This is a genomic window from Novosphingobium sp. PhB55 (genome assembly GCF_004368805.1).
Classification (GTDB): Bacteria; Pseudomonadota; Alphaproteobacteria; order Sphingomonadales; family Sphingomonadaceae; genus Novosphingobium.
The window spans coordinates 1-16,518 of record NZ_SODQ01000006.1 but is presented as its reverse complement, the minus strand read 5'-3'; the positions used below and the strand labels follow the sequence as shown (position 1 = coordinate 16,518).

Below are 16,518 nucleotides of genomic sequence, written 5' to 3'. Positions count from 1 at the left end.
CCGATGGGTCGTTTCACATTCCGCCTGCCGGACATCGGCGAGGGCATCGCAGAAGCCGAGATCGTCGCCTGGCACGTCAAGGTCGGCGACACGGTCGAGGAAGACGGCCGTCTGGCCGACATGATGACGGATAAGGCCACGGTCGAGATGGAAAGCCCGGTTTCGGGCACCGTGATCGAAGTGGCAGGCGAGGCGGGCGACGTGATCGCCATCGGCTCGCCGCTGGTGGTGATCGAGGTCGAAGGCGCCGGCAACGAGGTCGACCGTGCGCCAGCGCCGAAGGCTGCTGTGGTCGAGCAGCGGATCGCGGCGGAAACGCCCGATGCCGATGATGTCGCGCGCGTCGAGCAGGCGGCGGCGCCGGCTCGCGAGCCGAAGCGCGAACCGGCTCCGGCGCCCGCTCCGGAACCTGCTCCCGCTGCCGCCGGTGCCAAGGCCCCGCAGCCGCGCCCGGCCGCTCATTCGAAAGTCATGGCCAGCCCGGCGGTCCGCAAGCGGGCGGCCGATCTCGGCATCGACCTTGGCGAAGTGCGCCCCGCCGAAGACGGCCGCCTGCGTCATGCGGACCTCGACGCTTTCCTGTCCTACAATGCCGCGGGCGGTTTCCAGCCGGCCGGGCGAAAGGGCCAGGACGAGCAGGTCCGCGTGATCGGATTGCGCCGCCGCATCGCCGAGAACATGGCGGCATCCAAGCGCCAGATCCCGCATTTCGCCTATGTCGAGGAATTCGACGTGACGGCGCTGGAGGAAACGCGTGCGCAGCTCAATGCGGGGAGGGGCGCCAATGTGGACGGGCGCCCCAAGCTGACGATGCTGCCGTTCCTCATCGCTGCGATCTGCAAGCTGCTGCCGAAGTATCCGATGCTCAACGCCCATTACGATGACGAGGCAGGCGTGGTGACGCGCTATGGCTCGGTCCACCTGGGCATGGCGGCGCAGACCCCCGCGGGCCTGATGGTCCCGGTGATCCGCGACGCACAGGATCGCAACCTCTGGCAACTCGCCACCGAGATCGGCCGTCTCGCCAATGCGGCGCGGGACGGGTCCGCGAAGTCTTCCGAGCTTTCGGGATCGACCATCACCGTCACCTCGCTCGGGCCGATGGGCGGCGTGGCGACCACGCCGGTCATCAATCGCCCCGAAGTGGCGATCATCGGTCCGAACCGCATCGTCGAGCGGCCGATGTTCGTGAAGGGCGCGGACGGCGCGGAGCGCATCGAAAAGCGCAAGATCATGAATATCTCGATGTCCTGCGATCACCGCGTGGTAGACGGGTGGGATGCAGCCAGCTTCGCGCAGGACCTCAAGAAGCTGATCGAGGCGCCGGCGCTTATTCTGGCGGGTTAGGCTGAGGGGCTGGAGCAGCGCATATGGGCAGGGATCCGCGTGTCGATGACTATATCGCCCGGTCTGCCGAGCCGCTGCGCCCCTTGCTCGAACAACTCCGCGACATGGCGCACAGGGCGCTCCCTGAAGCCGAGGAGGCCATCAAGTGGAGCGTCCCCCACTTTACCGTACGGGGCAAGAACGTCGCCGGGATGAGCGCGTTCAAGGCGCATTGCGCTTTCGGTATCCACGGCGATGCCATGTCGCGCCGTTTCATCCGTGTGACATCCGAGGCGGACATGCCCCGCGAAGCCGAATTGTCGGCACTGTTGCACGAAGCGGCGGATCGTATTCTTGGCGGCCGCCCTCCTGCCGGGGCGCGAGCCGAACGAAAGCCGCGGCCGGAAATCCCCATGCCCGCAGAATTCGCCGCCTTGCTCGCGGCGGTGCCGCAGGCGCAGGCGGCGTTCGAGCGATTCGCGCCCTCGCAGAGGCGCGACTATCTCGAATGGATCACCGAGGCGAAGACGGCGGCAACGCGGGACAAGCGCATGGCCCAGGCGGCCGAATGGATCGCCGAAGGCAAGACGCGCAACTGGAAGTACGAGAAGCCGCGCAAGGGCGCGTGAGGCCTAAGGGCGAGGGGTGCATCGGCAGGCGTGCCCCTTCAGGCAGCGGTGCCATATCAAGTCCGACAGGGTTCGTGGGCCCGATTGCCGAAGTGCGGGGCTCAAGGATGCGGAATCGCCTCTCGGCCAACTCGGCCTTCCGCTTCTGTCGTGCCTGATCCGGCGTTACCGGAAAGTTTTTTCCTGCCATTTTGTTCGCCCAAAGGCACCGGACTTTGCCCTCGGGCCATGAAACCGGCCTAAACCTCACGAAAATCCGCGGGCTGTCGAAACTGTCCACAGGCTAGTCGCGGCGTCGTCGCAAAAATCTTCCCTGGCCTGGAATAGTGCGTTGACAGGCACCCGGTGCTGACATAGAGGGCGGCCTCCCAAGCGGACGCAACCGCAAGAACGCGGGTGTAGCTCAGTTGGTTAGAGTGCCGGCCTGTCACGCCGGAGGTCGCGGGTTCGAGCCCCGTCACTCGCGCCACTTGGGAATTTCCTGCCTGTGACAGGCAGGGGAAATGCTGGTAAACCAGCGACTTGAGGTAGTCTAAAAACCTCACTTACATTGCTGCGCGGGTGTAGCTCAGTTGGTTAGAGTGCCGGCCTGTCACGCCGGAGGTCGCGGGTTCGAGCCCCGTCACTCGCGCCACTTCCTTCACGGGAAGTGGTAAAGCAATGATACGAAACAGGCCGGGTTAACACCCGGCCTTTTCTTTTGCCTGCTCCGTTTCAGGGCCGTGCGCGGGGCAAGAAAAAAGCGCCGGGGAATCATCCCCAGCGCCCGGTCTCCATCCAGATTAATGGCTGATCGATGTTTTCCGGGACCGATCATTTCCGTATGTGACCGCAGAAATCCGCAGAAAACCGAGACATTTTGGGGCGAACGCCTGACCAGCATTCGTCGTTGTTTGCAGTTTTACGCGGGTGTATATTTGACGGATATTAGACGGTTTGGCGCGACGGGTATGGCCAAGACACTCAAGGAAGTCCCTCTGACGACTCGCAGTGCGCGAGCGAAGTTGCCCGTCGGGCTGCACTGGCGCGGTATCGATCCTGAAACCCACCTGGGATACCGTAAGGGGGTACGCGGCGGTGTGTGGTTGGTGCGGTGGCGCATTGATACTGGTTATCGCCAGGACCGGCTGGGCACCGCAGACGATGAATTATCCGAAGGCACATTGAACTATAATGCGGCGATTCGAGCAGCCCGTGAGCGAGTCGAGGGAGCGCGTCTGGAAGACCGGGCCGCATCCGCTGGTCAAGTCCAGACCGTGCGAACGGCAGTCGTGTCGTACTGCGCGGAGCGTGACGCTTGCTTCCGTGCGCGTGGCGCAGGCAACACTGGTCGGACGGCGGCAACTTCCAGCCTGGAACGATATGTGATCGGGCGGGAGGCATCTGCCAACATGGAGGCGCGCGCCCCAACACCCATCGCGGACGTGCCGCTGCACCTGTTGACAGAAAGCCAACTAATCGGATGGCGCAAGTCTCTCCCGGACACCCTTAAAACGTCCTCGGTTTGGCATCTCGCTGCCACGCTGAAGGCCGCAATAAATAAAGCATTTCGCGCAAATCGGGCGACGCTTCCCGCGACTTTACCCGGCGTTCTGACCGCCGCACTGGTCATATCACGAACTAACCCGGCCGATGGCGAGAGTGTGGCGCGCGAGAATCAAATATTAGATGCTGCGACAGTTGGCCGGATCATTGCGGCTGCCAAAAAGGTCGACGAAGCGGCCGAATGGGGCGGCGATTTGTACCGGATGATTGCCGTGCTGGCTGCTACCGGGGCACGGTTTTCCCAAGCCGCCAGACTTACAGTGCGTGACGTACAAATTGAGCGGTCTCGGTTGATGATACCGCCGAGCTACAAGGGGCAGGGGCGGAAGCCGGAAGCTACGCCGGTTCCAATTGGTGCCGATGTGCTGGCTGTTTTGGCTCCAGCTATTGAAAATCGGGGTAAGGGCGAGCTGTTGCTGACGCGGCGTCGGATGGAACGGGCTCCTGGTCAACTGAAGTGGGTGGCCAACGGCCGGCGCCCTTGGGGTCGGGCTGCCCGTCTTGTCGAGCCGTGGGCGGCAATTCGGAAGATCGCGGAACTTGAGCGGGATATCGTCCCATATGCCTTGCGGCATTCGAGCATTGTTCGTGGTATTCGAGCGGGCTTGCCGCTGCGATTGGTGGCAGCACTTCATGACACGTCAGTTGAGATGATTGAGCGTCACTATGGGCGCTGGATCGCTGACGGTTTGGATGACATGGCGGCGCGTGCTGTTGTTCCGCTGATGCCCGCAAACTGACTGACCGTTGAAAATTATTTGCAGTTTTAGAGACTAAGGACTGACTCTGGGACATTGCCGTCATTCGCAGGTCAGCGTCGGAAGGGCGGCTATGGCCCCGATTGCTGCCATTTAGTTTGAACGAGGGCCCGGCCTTCCACTGGAAGCCAATTTGCCATAATCATGCCATGATGCGCGTCGAGCAATGATGTGATGCAGCTTCCTCGCCGTCTGATCCGCGGCCGCTCGTGCGGCCTCCCCATAACGCTCCTCGCAGCTACGTCTTCGTTGCCTTCGGCATATTGCAGACCATTAGCAATCGATGACGTAATGACGATGACGTCGATCGACCAAGTGGCTATCAATCCGAAGGGTCGTGATATTGCCGTCGTGGTTCAGCGTCCTGCTGAGGATGGAGAGGCGTTCGGGCGCACCCCTTATGAGATTGATCCTTCACGCGCCGATATCTGGCTTGTGGCTCGAGATGGCTCAGGAAGCCGCCAGCTAACCTCTGGTCATGACAGCGCTGCGGGGTACTGGTGTGCTCAATGGAGCCCCGACGGGCAGCAGTTGGCTGTCCTTTCTACTCAGCCAGAAGGCGCAGAACCGCAGGGTGGCGACGCTGTCAGGCTCTACCTATGGAGCCCCGAGCAGAAGTCCTTTAAGCGCCTGTTACAGCAGCCAATGATGACGATGACGCGCTACGGCTCACCGCTGAACTCCCTCGATCTACGAGGGGGAGCAGACAGTGATCGTAAGCCGCACGTGTGCCGTCGCGATCAAGAAAATGCTCCTTTCCTGTGGCTTGACGACCATCGATTGTTAGCGGTGCAAATGCCGGTAGGTCAAAACTCTGCGCTGTTTACCCAACACGCGCGCGCGTTGGGCGCGGCGAGTGATACGGCAGGGCGGCTACGCGAAGGACAAATCAGCTCTGTCGACGTTTCCGACAGCGATCGTACCCGTCTTGCGAAGGCCATTGGCTCCTACCAAGTCGAGATCGTCGTCATTGACACGAGAACCAGCGAGCGTCGATTACTGGCACGGGTTCCCGCATTTCCTTTTCGCGGTATGCTTTCACTCCTCGTGTCACCGGATCGCAAGTCGCTTGCTGTCCTCGCGCCCCGTGGAGTGATCAAGCCCTCGGAGCTCGGTCCCAAGCCGTTCAACAACGTCGAAACTCACGCGAGCAAGATCCTGCTGATGGTGAATATTTCGGGAAGATCCGCTCTCCGGCCAATCGGAATGCCAGCAGAGGGGCGGTATCCACTCGATCTGCTTGATTGGGCAGAGGACAGTTCGGCTTTGCTTTTTCGCGCGCGTCAAACTGGGGACCAACGTGTGGCGAGGGTTTTTAGCTTTCGTCCGGCATCTGGAGCTGTAGAAACTGTTGCACCGGGGATAGTACAAGATCCTGGGGATGCGGCGCCTGAGCCGCACGAACTGTCTGTTCGTTGGAGCCAGGACGGAGCGTTGCTTGTGCGCGGTCGGGAGGCATCATCGGATCGAGCTCCCGAGATTTGGTGGCAAATCAACAAAGATGGCCGGCTGCCCGCGCGTGTGGATCCGCCCGCTTCCAAGGATTTGAAAATCCCTGCCGACGGGGAGTTCCTTGCATCGGATCAAAATGGATTGCTTTGGCAGGAGCCGACAAAAGACGGGCTAGCACTAAAAGAAGCCCCCGCCTCAGGAGAACATGCGCGTAATTTGCTCCTAATTGATCGTCACCTCAGTGACATCGATTGGGGTAGCGTTTCCACGCTCGATTATACGAGCGAGAGTGGAGAAGCGCTCAAAGCCCTCCTGATCCTTCCCCCGGGGCATCAACCCGGAGAACGACATCCAACGCTGGTTTGGGTCTATCCGGGTACGAAAATAACGGGCGGGAACGACTACTGGGCCGATAAACGACTCCCGGGCATCTACAATCTGCAACTCTACGCAGCAAAGGGCTACGCGGTCCTGATACCGTCTATGCCGCTTTCGCGAGCATCTGCCAGCGGCCCTTACATCCAGATGAGAAACGGCGTGATACCCGCGGTTGACCGTTTATTGCAATTAGGGTTTGCAGAACCGAATCGCATCGGGCTGTTCGGCCAGAGTTTTGGCGGTTATGCGACCTATGCACTCGTCACGCAGACGGATCGTTTCGCCGCTGCGGCCGCAATCGCCGGCATGACTAACTTGGTAGCAGATTATGGAAGTTTTGATCGCGGTGCGACAGGATGGTCAGGACTTGCGCAAGACAAGTCGGTCAATCCGATTATTTCCTCAAGCGTGATGGGTATGAACATCCCCCCGTACGCAGACCCTGAGGTTTACGCCAATAATTCGCCTGTCAATCATACGGCTGCCATCCACACCCCGTTGCTCATGGCGCACGGATCACTGGACGTACGTGGCAGCATCGAAGAGGCAGAAACGGTTTTTACTTTGCTGGATAAACAAGGCAAGCGGGCCCGCCTCCTCCGCTATGAAGGGGAAAATCATGCGATTGCGCTTTCTCCCGCGAATGTGCGCAATTTGTTTGAAGAGCTCTGCGCTTGGTTTGATCGCTATTTGAAAAACGGTAAGTAATTTATGTTAGTACCGCAGTTTCTGCCAACTATAGGTCGTTTCGGCTTTTGGTTGGCACGAGGCCGGTCACCAGTAGCTGACCGCCGCGTTTGACGGAGTAGACCCCATAATAGCGTGACGTAGGCGCCAGCGAAGATGCTGAGCCGTTTGTCGCCCTGTCACATGACCGGTTAAAGCGATAGCCGACGTTCACCGCGCTTTACTGTAGCGGCGTAAGCTGGGTCGCGATCTGCCGGTTACCGGACAGTCCGCACCTGGGGACGCGAAATTGGTGCCTGAATGGCGACAAAGGGTCGCAATCTTCCGGCGATTTTGCGCCCATCCTCGCCGTTCAGCTCCGACTTTCCAGCGCCAGGAAGCTGACCTTCAGTTATGACGTCCCTTGGGACGAAGCCGCCGTTCATGGCGCCATCCGGAGCGGTGGGATTTGGCGGAGGCGGACCTTCGTGGCGACAGCCTTTCAGTCGACGCGAGCCTGCCAATAGCCATGGTAATCGCCAACCTGAACCGCCCCGGGTCTGCCGGAGGCCGTTGGTTGTGAGTCACGCTGCCATATCGATGTCGTAAGCGGCAGCATAATATTGTTGTTCGGCTTCGGCAGGCGGGATGTTGCCGATAGGCTCCAGTTGCCGACGGTTGTTGAACCAGTCGACCCATTCGAGCGTGGCGTACTCCACCGCTTCAAAGGATCGCCAGGGTCCACGGCGATGGATGACCTCGGCCTTGTAGAGGCCGACGGCACCATCACGGTCTTGAATGTCGGCGGCGTGGACCAGAATAAAAACCAGGAATCCGCAAGTGTCAGTCAGGATGTGCCGCTTCCTGCCTTTTATCTTTTTGCCCGCATCGTAGCCGCAAACGCCGCCGCTTTCGGTCGTTTTCACCGATTGGCTGTCGATGACACCGGCGGTTGGTGAGGCTTCGCGTCCCTCGATCTCTCGTAGGTTTATGACCAGCACCACGTTCATTGCATCGAAAAGGCCGGCATTGCGCCAGGCGTAGAAATAGCGCTGCACCGTCGAGACGGGTGGGAAGCACTTGGGGAGCAACCTCCAGGCACAGCCGGTTGCTGCAATGTAGAGCAAGGCGTTCACCACTTCGCGCATGTTCGTCGGGCGCCGAGGTCCTCCGCGTTTGCCCGGCGGGATGAACGGCGCCACCAACTCCCACTCGCGAGTGCCAATAGGTTTCCATGCCCCATAATAGCAACCGGAAAATCTTCCCACACGGCTTTCAAAAATCTGAAAAACCGTGTAATTATGAAGAGGCAAGGCAAGAGTAAATAGGTGCGAATAAATGCGTGATACCGCTTGCCAACCGGGAGAAATCGATGCGCGAGCCGCATAGCCGTGATGGAATGCGCCACGATTTGACGCCGGGCCGGCTTGAGGACGAGATCTGCGAGACGCACAGCCTGGCAAAAGCGCAGCAAAAGGCCGCCGATGCCGACCGTTTGCGGCGCAGGCCGGGAGGCCGCGGCACGTCGCGTCCGATCCCGTTCTTTCGCAACTGAGCCATTAAACGGCAGCCGCCGCCCCCCGAGACCTGATGTCCCGGCTTACCGCTTGACGGCAGCCACGCTCGGGTGTTTTTCGATATGCACGACATTCGCCGCGGCGTAGACAGCGATCAGGATCGTCAAGGAGACGACGGCGACCCGCAGGAGCGTTTGTCCTGCGCGATTGGGCATCGGGTTACGGCGCGCCAGCGCCCTTCGTTCACGCATCGATATGCACCTCATGGGCCCTGTGTCCTGGACATCTGCGGTCCAGTGCGGCGATAATCGCATGCGAGGTCTGGAAGTTCCAGACCTCTTCAGGATTACCGCGCGATCGGCACCTGATCGATCCGCGTGGTCCACGAGGGGCTCTTGAAGGTTCGCCGGGTGTCGTAGGCTTTCACGCCCATGCCTTCGGAACCGAGGTGCAGGGTCTGCCGCCCGAACTTCCCATTGATCTCGTCAAGAGCGGCCAGCAAGGCGGGAGACCTCGTGTCCATCGCAGCGAACATGTCGAACTGACCCCTTGCCTCTGCCTCGAGCCCCTCGAGCATCACGCCGCACTTGGTATAGACGGCACTGGGCTCAAACATGGCCTCTGCCATGCGCCCTGCCATGCCGGCAATCACGCGCGGATCGTTGGAGGCAGGAGAAAGGCGCCCGGTCCGCATGGCGGAAGGCGCATCCGGCTTGAAGCGATTACCATGCGCGAAAGCAATCAGCCGGCTTGCCTTCAGCTGCTGGCTTCGGATCTTCTCGGCAACCCGGACCGCGCGCCGAACCATGGCCTCGCACAGCGCTTCGCGCTCACGCACCGGCTCGCCGAAGCACCGGGTGACGGCAGTCGACTTGAGTGCACCGGGTTCGGGCTCGAACCCTGTGCATTCGGTGCCGCCCAGTTCGCGCACCAGGCGCTCGAGCACGACGGTCCCCACATCGCGCGCGACTTCGGGAGGCAGCGCGGCGAGATCCGCCGTCGTCCTGATTCCAAGCGGGCGCAGCCGCCTGGCCGTGGCAGGACCGATGCCCCAGACCTCCTCGATCGGCCAGGCAGCGAACAGCCGGCGGCGCAGGCCTTCATCGTGCAGGTCGACGACGCCGTTCCAGACCTTCTCCGAGGCCTTGGCAAGCGCTTTGGCCACCTTGCTCAGGGTCCGGGTCGGCCCGAGACCGATGCGCGTGGGCAATCCCACCGAGCGCTTGATCGCCTCGTCCACCGCGCAACGATCCTTGAGTTCAACGCAGAGAGCTATCGCAAGCGTAGTGCCGCAAATCTCGCGGAGGAGGCGTAATTGACGCGATCACCGGTTGCCCGCGTCAATTACGCACGGCATGCTCCGACACATGCTCGATCCCTTTGCATTCGATAGCTTCATCGTGCGCGCCGAGATCCATATCCTGGAGATCGAACCGAAGATCACCCGCACGCTCGACCTGCCAATGGCACTGAACTTCGCCGAACTCCATGAAGTCCTTCAGGCCGCGTTTGGCTGGACCGACAGCCATCTCCATCAATTCAATGTCGGCGGTCTCATATTCGGCGCACCGGAGTTCGACGAAGACGAGCTGTTCGACAACCGGATTTTCGAAGCCACAGAGCTAAGGCTCATCGATTTCGTTTTCCCCTACGATCCCGACGGCCAGCCACTCGCCATCATTTACGAATACGACTTTGGTGATAGCTGGCGTCACCTGCTTCGCCTCGAACGGCTACCCCGTGAAGAAGGCGTCAAATATCCGCGATGCATCGCCGGGGCACGCTCAGGTCCACCCGAAGACGTCGGCGGAACCGGCGGCTACGCCGATTTCCTGGAAGCTTGGCTCGATCCCGATCATGAAGACCACAAAGCCATGCGTCGCTGGGCCGGCCGGAAATTCCAACCAGAGCTATGCAATCTGGACGCCATCAACAAAGCAATTGGTAAGGCCATACGCGGCGCACGCGGAGACTACAGGTTCCGCCAAGACCGGCCATGATAATTGACGCGAGCCGGGTACCGTAATTGTCGTTGCACAGCTGCCTCGATTAAACGGGGAGACCTCATAACATATCCCGGATATTTGCCGATATCCTGGGCTTTGCGAGGCTCGATATAGATATATACGCAAAACGCCGCCCGCCGAAGACCGGCAGGCGGCGCTGAACCTAACCCCGGAGCAGGTTACCGTGCGCGGTTACCCTGGAAGAAGTTGACGATTGCGAGCAGGATCACGGCGCCAACAAAGGCGATGATCAAACCGGTCAGCGAAAACTGCTGCACGCTGCCACGGATACCGAACAACGGACCCGACAGGGCATTACCGATCACTGAGCCAACGCAGCCGATGACGATATTGAGGAATATGCCCATTGAGGCATCCCGCTTCATTACCATGCTCGCCAACCAGCCTGCGATGCCGCCAACAATAAGCGCGATGATCCAACCCATGTTCGTCTCCAATTAAATAGAATGTGCCTGGAAATTGCCGGGCACGACCCGGCAATGGTCAGCGGAGCCTGTCGGCTTCGCGCTTTTCGAGGTGCTTCTTGAGCGCGTATCCGCCCACAGCTGCTGCCACCATGCCGACTGGCCCGAGGCGGCGCAGGATCGTGGCCGCGCCTACGCCCAACAAGGCACCGCCGGTGCCGCCAACGCCGCTTACGTCACTTGAAACGCGCTTGCCTGCGATCGCGCCGATAACTTTCCCGATCATACCCGTCTCCTTTGCTGGCAGAAGAAGCCGGAGGCCGCTCGATTGTTCCGATAGCTGCCGTCTAATCGGAAAAAGGGATCGGCTTCTTCGGGTTTGATCCCTTGACGGAAAGCACGAATGAACTTCGTTAAGGGTTTTCGATTTTCATTCACGTTGACGTCGCCCTCGTTTTTTCCTCCAAGCTTGATCAGGTTCTGCCCTGATAATGGGTCTCCCGGTTTCGGCCGGGTGAAATGTGAGTCTCCGGCCTTCATCTAGCCCGTAAAATTCATCTGCTCGGTCGGTGCAGGCCACGATTTGGATTTTGGGAAGCTTGCCGACGCGTAGCTTCATTGCCGGGATGGTCCGGATTTCTGGGCGACCAAGGTTTGCGGGTTGGAGGGCGGGGTTTGATTTGAGAGGGCGCGGCCCCGTGGTTCAGGTGATGAGGCGAGGAACCCGCTCGAGGGCGAGGCGGAAGATTTTCTGGTCGGGACAGGCGGTGGGCCATTGGATACGGATCAGGGTCTTCAACTCGGTGATGCGGGCCGCCACCTTGATGAGGCGCAGGCGTAAAGTATCGAACTGGACGGTGCGCCAGGTCGAACGCTTGGGCATGGCGCTACGCAGCCCCCACATCAGCCAGTAGGCACCGGCATGGAGAAACAGGCGCAACTGGTTGGCGGCGGCCCTGGTGCAGGATGTGCGATCGGCGGCGAGGTGGGTTTTCCAGGACTTGATGTGATTTTCCGCCTGGCCTCGCCGGCAATAGACCTGCTCGTAGAGCCGGCGGGGCGAGCCCTTCTTGAGATTTGTGACGACGAAGCGGGTGTCCGCGCCCTGATCGCCGACCTCGACGCGCGCGATAATCCGCTCGACGCGGCTCCAGCTTTTGGCGCCGTCGTGGAAGGACTTGAAGCGACGCGCCTTGCCGGCTTCAGGTGCCGCCTCGAAGCGGGCTTTGGTGCTGGCCTCGAGATCGGCGATGTGACGGCGCAATGTCGACGTCGGCGCGACACCCAGGATAAATTCGTGCCCGCCGGCCCGGCACCAGTCGATGACTTCGGGGCAGCAATAGTGACTATCGCCGCGCAGCAGGATTTGCGTCTTTGGCCAGTTGGCGCGGATCGCCCGCATCAAGCGACGCAGGAAAGCCCTGATCTCCTTGCCGCCGCGCCGTTTGGCCGGGCGCAGGACGGCAGACCGGCCCTCGCCATCGAACACCACAATGGGCTGGAATCCATATTCGTCATGATGGGCATTGAACAATCGCAACTGCTGGCCTCCGTGCACGGCATCGAAGGTGTCATCGATGTCGAGGACAATGCGCCTGGGTACGGTGCGGAAACTCTCGCAGTACAGATCAACCATCGCTCGGCCCATGCGCAAGAGCGCACGCGTGTCGGGCAGGTTTTCCAGGCGTGAGATTGTCGGCTGTGAGCAAAGTGCACGGTCAGATGGAGCCAGGTCGAGCGCCATCTTGAACACCGGATCGATGCGTAGGCTGGAGGCGTCATTGCCATCTTCATAGCCTGCCGCGATCATCATCAGTCGGAACCGGATAATGTCGGCAAGGGAGTGCGTGATATGATCCGGCGCACGCGGATCGTTGATGCAGGCAGCCATACGATCGGCGACCCCAAGGCGCTGCTCAACCTCGCGCAATAATAAAATACCGCCATCCGAAGAGAGCAAACCACCATCGAACCTTGCGTCTATCCGCTTGCCAGAAACGGGTGACAAACCGGGCAGCGGCAGAGTAGAACCATCCATGGCGGGTGTAGCTTTCCTGAAATGACGTTGATCGGACTAGGCATCTAAATCATACGTTAAATCAGTACGTTACGCTACATCCGCCAACCCACGTGAATTTTCCGGGCTAGAGGGGTTCACCCCAGCAGATGAAGAAATTTTGCGGGTGTTAGCCAGCCCAGGGAGGTGCGAGGACGGCACTCGTTATAGTCCGTCTCCACGCGTCGATCCTGCTCCTGGCATCCGCCAGTGACAAGAACCGATGGGCGTTCAGGCATTCCTTGCGGAACCGGCCATTGAAGGATTTAACGAAGGCGTTGTCGGCCGGTTTGCCAGCCGCGAGAGGTCTAGCGTTACGCCGTTTTCATAAGCCCGGCGATCCAACGCATTGGAGATAAACTCCGGGCCATTGTCCACCCGTATGGTGCGCAGGGCACCGGGTATCGATTCGATCCGGTCCATGGCCTCATCAACCACCTACTTCCCCTTGATGCCTTGGTCGACGTAGATCGCCAGAGTTTCGCGGATGCAGGCATCGACGATCCAGCCTTCCCGGCGAAGCAGGATGTATATCCTGAAGTAGCCGTATCGCATCCGGATCTGCGCGATGTCCCGGATGCGCATGATCAGCAGCGTCTGATCAGCTCGAACCGACTGGTATCTTGCGCTCCGCCGTTGACAATCAAACGTCAGCACCGCGCAACCGCGCTGCTCACTGACCGCATGGCTCAACTGGACATACCGGACGATAAGGCGCGGCCGAGCAGGCCTCAGACCCGGGGGACGTCAAGTGGATGTCGCGGTTGTCGGATCACCCTTGGCGGAGTTAACTCCCGCTTTCGCCTCGCCGCTCGCTGCATCAATGGCCGGTCTGGCTCGGAAACGCATGAATCTTTTGCAAAGGCAGAGGCACAGCCGTCACCAGTCGGTGACGATTGTGCCTCCAACCCGAAACCCTGGAGGGCCTTGTTACTTGGCAGGCTCTGACACATAGTCGCCGGAAACAGCGTTCTTTTGCCCTTCACCCCTGGCGATAGATGCAGTGGCGGGAATACCCTGATAGCCGGAAATGGACTGCGCACTTGCCATGCCGGGAGCGCTCGACGTCCCACCGATCAGATCGCGCGTGGCCTTTTCGATCCGATCGCCGATGTCCTTGTCCACGTTGCGCCAGTAATCAAAGGCGCGTTTCAGGATCGGTTCGCTAACGCCGTCGGCGAGATGTCCGGCCACATTATCGACGAAGCGCTCGCGCTGCGCATCGTCCATCACCTCGCGCACAAGCGCGCCCGGCTGGCTCCAATCATCGTCGTCCTGGCGCAGGGTGTAGGCCGCACGAACCATCTCACCGTCCGCCATCCAAGTTGCTTCGCCCCCGACCTCCGGCTGGGCGCCGGCGCCGCCGTAGGAATTGGGAGCATAGACTGGATCGAGCGCATTGACCGTCCGCCCCTGGCCTGCGCGCGAGTAGGAATGCACGTCAGCCGCCTTGGCCTGATTGACGGGAATCTGCTTGTAATTCACACCCAACCGGGCGCGATGGGCATCTGAATATGAAAAGCCCCGTGCCAACAGCATCTTGTCCGGGCTGAGGCCGATACCGGGTACCATGTTGTTCGGCTCGAACGCCAGTTGCTCGATCTGGGTGTCCCAATCCACCGGGTTGATATCGAGCATCAGCCTGCCGACTTCGATCAGTGGATAATCGGCGTGCGGCCATGTCTTGGTCAGATCGAACGGATTTATCCGGTACGTCTTGGCATCTTCGAATGGCATGATCTGGAACTTCAGCGTCCAGGTGGGAAACTCGCCCTTGGCAATGTGATTGAACAGGTCACGACGATGGTAGTCGCCATCCTGCCCGGCCATGTTGTCCGCTTCGTCCTGCGTCAGGTGGGCATTCCCGTCACCCAGATCGGTATGAAAGTGCCATTTCACCCAGAACTTCTCGCCGGCCTCGTTGATGAGCATGTAAGTGTGGCTGGAATAGCCGTTCATCTCGCGCCAGTTTTTGGGAACGCCGCGATCGCCCATCAGGTAGGTCACCTGATGCGCGCTTTCAGGGCTCAGCGTCCAGAAATCCCACTGCATGTCATGGTCGCGCAAGCCATTGTCGGCCCGGCGCTTCTGGCTACGGATGAAATGCTGGAATTTCAGCGGATCGCGAATGAAGAAGATAGGCGTGTTATTTCCCACCATGTCGAAGTTGCCGTCTTCGGTGTAGAACTTGACTGAGAAGCCGCGTGGATCACGCCACGTGTCGGGACTGCCGCGCTCGCCCGCAACGGTGGAAAAGCGCACAGCGGTTTCCACTTTTGCGCCGGGCTGAAGGAACTTTGCCTTGGTGTATTTGGTGAGGTCGGCCGTGACCTCGAAATGGCCGAAGGCGCCGCTTCCCTTGGCATGGGGCTGGCGTTCCGGAATACGTTCACGATTGAAATTCGCCATCTGCTCGATCAGGTAGTGATCGTTAAGGACGATCGGACCATCGCGCCCGATAGAAAGCGAATGTTCGTCACTCTGGACGGGAATGCCGGCATCGGTGGTGGTGCGCGGAGCGGATTTCTTGTCGGTCATGGTGGATACCTTTGGCTTGCCTGTCAGCGGAACAATTATGTAACGGCAAATTCGGTTCTACGTTCCGCGCCGCGATCCGCTCGCCTTTTCATGGAAACGCTTCTACTTCCGGTCAGCTTTTTCTGCTTATCGCAGCAGGTCATCCATCATGTCGTGACCACCACCTGAAGCGTCCCGGGTTTTCCGGAGGCCGTATGGTTTGAGTCAGGCAACCATATCGAGGGTCTCTATGGCTGCATAGTAGTTAGCCTCTGCTTCGGCAGGTGGAATATAGCCGATGGGTCCGAAAAGACGATGTTCGTTGTACCAGTGGACCCAGCGCAGGGTGGCCATCTCGACTGCGGAAACACTCGGTCATGAGCGCTGCCTCCAGATGACCTCTGCTTTGTAGAGGCCATTGATCGTCTCGGCCAAGGCGTTGTCGTACGAGTCCCCGACGCTGCCGACCGAGGGAACAAGATTGGCCTCGGCCAGGCGCTGGGTGTAATTCATGGCCAAACATTGAACACCCCTGTCGCTATGATGGATCAGGCCATCATCGGGACCGGGTCTGCGGGCATGGATTGCTTGTTCCGGTGGCCCGCACCGTTGGCAGTGGTAACGCGGGTTATGGTGAGCCGGGCAAGACCTTCGCGGTTGGCTTGGGCTGCGACATCCGCCATGCCTCCCGTCTGGTCTATTCGCGCGGGCTGGACCTTGCCGACCCCGCCATGGCGACCCCGATCGGTGCCGGCTGCAAGGTCTGCGAGCGGCCCAATTGTCTGCAGCGCGCGTTCCCGCCGATCGGTCGCCCGGTGATGGTGAACGAGAACCGCAGTTCAGCAGCGCCCTATCCGGTGGATTGAAGTGAGATATTCAAAGTAAACTTGTCGGTCGGGCCTTACCAATCGAACTTGAGGCGTGTTGAAACCCACCGGCAATGACAGGTTTCGGTATGAGCGGTCATTGCCGCGCAGGCATCAGAACGACGCATTTTGGTCGACTGCCGCAGGAAACGAACGCCAGATCGTGGGACAAAACGGTCGTTCCCCCCGTAAGCGCGAACGACGGAAGTTATCAGAGTCGGTCATTACTCGATGCACATCACGCCATCTAAGCATGTGACACAGGCTCGGCCGACTTGACGTGGTTGTGTAACCACAGGTCTGGAAATTCATTCGGGTCGGGACGGTTAAGCCGGTGCCGGGGCATGCCCCGGCACCGGCTGCCCATCTTCAGCATT

At 60.1% G+C, this 16,518-nt stretch carries 13 protein-coding genes, 2 tRNA genes and 4 pseudogenes; 9 read left to right on the top strand and 10 right to left on the bottom strand.

Annotation, left to right across the window (positions count from 1 at the left end; translation table 11 throughout):
- The first annotated feature begins 3 nt into the window (after positions 1-3).
- From EDF57_RS15520 to EDF57_RS15495, 6 genes are all read left to right on the top strand, one after another.
- Positions 4-1,347, top strand: a complete 1,344-nt coding sequence (locus tag EDF57_RS15520; protein WP_134094931.1) for a dihydrolipoamide acetyltransferase family protein — start codon at positions 4-6, stop codon at positions 1,345-1,347.
- Positions 1,348-1,370: 23 nt separating this feature from the next.
- A complete protein-coding gene (locus EDF57_RS15515) occupies positions 1,371-1,955 on the top strand; it encodes a YdeI/OmpD-associated family protein (RefSeq protein WP_134094930.1) in 585 nt (194 codons plus the stop codon).
- Positions 1,956-2,347: 392 nt separating this feature from the next.
- Positions 2,348-2,424 (top strand) — tRNA-Asp (locus EDF57_RS15510).
- 88 nt (positions 2,425-2,512) lie between these two features.
- A tRNA-Asp gene (locus tag EDF57_RS15505) sits at positions 2,513-2,589 on the top strand.
- Between the two features lie 316 nt (positions 2,590-2,905).
- The gene (locus EDF57_RS15500) at positions 2,906-4,240 is read left to right on the top strand and encodes a tyrosine-type recombinase/integrase (RefSeq protein ID WP_134094929.1); all 1,335 of its coding nucleotides are present in this window, start codon (positions 2,906-2,908) and stop codon (positions 4,238-4,240) included.
- Positions 4,241-4,555: 315 nt separating this feature from the next.
- Positions 4,556-6,796 (top strand): prolyl oligopeptidase family serine peptidase, encoded by a 2,241-nt coding sequence (locus tag EDF57_RS15495; RefSeq protein ID WP_166675287.1) that lies wholly within the window; start codon positions 4,556-4,558, stop codon positions 6,794-6,796.
- A 692-nt stretch (positions 6,797-7,488) separates the two neighbouring features.
- Here the strand turns inward: EDF57_RS15495 and EDF57_RS15490 are convergent.
- Positions 7,489-7,968: pseudogene (locus tag EDF57_RS15490) on the bottom strand (IS5 family transposase); the annotation flags it as partial.
- A gap of 158 nt (positions 7,969-8,126) precedes the next feature.
- Between EDF57_RS15490 and EDF57_RS15485 the strand changes: the two are divergent.
- The gene (locus EDF57_RS15485) at positions 8,127-8,309 is read left to right on the top strand and encodes a hypothetical protein (protein ID WP_134094927.1); all 183 of its coding nucleotides are present in this window, start codon (positions 8,127-8,129) and stop codon (positions 8,307-8,309) included.
- A gap of 45 nt (positions 8,310-8,354) precedes the next feature.
- On the opposite strand, the gene EDF57_RS25520 is transcribed toward EDF57_RS15485, so the two are convergent.
- Both EDF57_RS25520 and EDF57_RS15480 read right to left on the bottom strand, forming a co-directional pair.
- Positions 8,355-8,522, bottom strand: a complete 168-nt coding sequence (locus tag EDF57_RS25520; protein ID WP_166675286.1) for a hypothetical protein — start codon at positions 8,520-8,522, stop codon at positions 8,355-8,357.
- Positions 8,523-8,617: 95 nt separating this feature from the next.
- Positions 8,618-9,502: pseudogene (locus EDF57_RS15480) on the bottom strand (DUF4113 domain-containing protein); the annotation flags it as partial.
- Between the two features lie 136 nt (positions 9,503-9,638).
- Between EDF57_RS15480 and EDF57_RS15475 the strand changes: the two are divergent.
- Entirely contained in the window at positions 9,639-10,271 is a 633-nt protein-coding gene (locus tag EDF57_RS15475; RefSeq protein ID WP_208324882.1) for a plasmid pRiA4b ORF-3 family protein, read from the top strand.
- A 185-nt stretch (positions 10,272-10,456) separates the two neighbouring features.
- Here EDF57_RS15475 and EDF57_RS15470 read toward each other — a convergent pair whose 3' ends face one another.
- The 7 genes and pseudogenes from EDF57_RS15470 to EDF57_RS15430 all read right to left on the bottom strand — a co-directional run.
- Positions 10,457-10,723, bottom strand: a complete 267-nt coding sequence (locus EDF57_RS15470) for a GlsB/YeaQ/YmgE family stress response membrane protein (protein WP_134094924.1) — start codon at positions 10,721-10,723, stop codon at positions 10,457-10,459.
- 58 nt (positions 10,724-10,781) lie between these two features.
- Positions 10,782-10,988 (bottom strand): hypothetical protein, encoded by a 207-nt coding sequence (locus EDF57_RS15465; RefSeq protein WP_134094923.1) that lies wholly within the window; start codon positions 10,986-10,988, stop codon positions 10,782-10,784.
- A complete protein-coding gene (locus tag EDF57_RS15460) occupies positions 10,985-11,242 on the bottom strand; it encodes a hypothetical protein (protein WP_134094922.1) in 258 nt (85 codons plus the stop codon). Before EDF57_RS15460 ends, EDF57_RS15465 begins: the two co-directional genes overlap by 4 nt.
- 163 nt (positions 11,243-11,405) lie before the next feature.
- On the bottom strand, positions 11,406-12,740 hold the full coding sequence (locus tag EDF57_RS15455; protein ID WP_134094921.1) for an IS1380 family transposase: 1,335 nt from the start codon (positions 12,738-12,740) through the stop codon (positions 11,406-11,408).
- Between the two features lie 116 nt (positions 12,741-12,856).
- A pseudogene (locus EDF57_RS26020) lies at positions 12,857-13,493 on the bottom strand (integrase core domain-containing protein); the annotation flags it as partial.
- A 195-nt stretch (positions 13,494-13,688) separates the two neighbouring features.
- A complete protein-coding gene (locus tag EDF57_RS15435; protein ID WP_134094918.1) occupies positions 13,689-15,296 on the bottom strand; it encodes a catalase in 1,608 nt (535 codons plus the stop codon).
- 204 nt (positions 15,297-15,500) lie between these two features.
- Positions 15,501-15,869 (bottom strand): annotated as a pseudogene (locus tag EDF57_RS15430) (integrase core domain-containing protein); the annotation flags it as partial.
- 2 nt (positions 15,870-15,871) lie between these two features.
- Here EDF57_RS15430 and EDF57_RS15425 point away from each other — a divergent pair.
- Complete coding sequence (locus EDF57_RS15425; protein ID WP_243841086.1) at positions 15,872-16,141, top strand: short-chain fatty acyl-CoA regulator family protein; 270 nt, start codon at positions 15,872-15,874, stop codon at positions 16,139-16,141.
- The last annotated feature ends 377 nt before the right edge of the window (positions 16,142-16,518 follow it).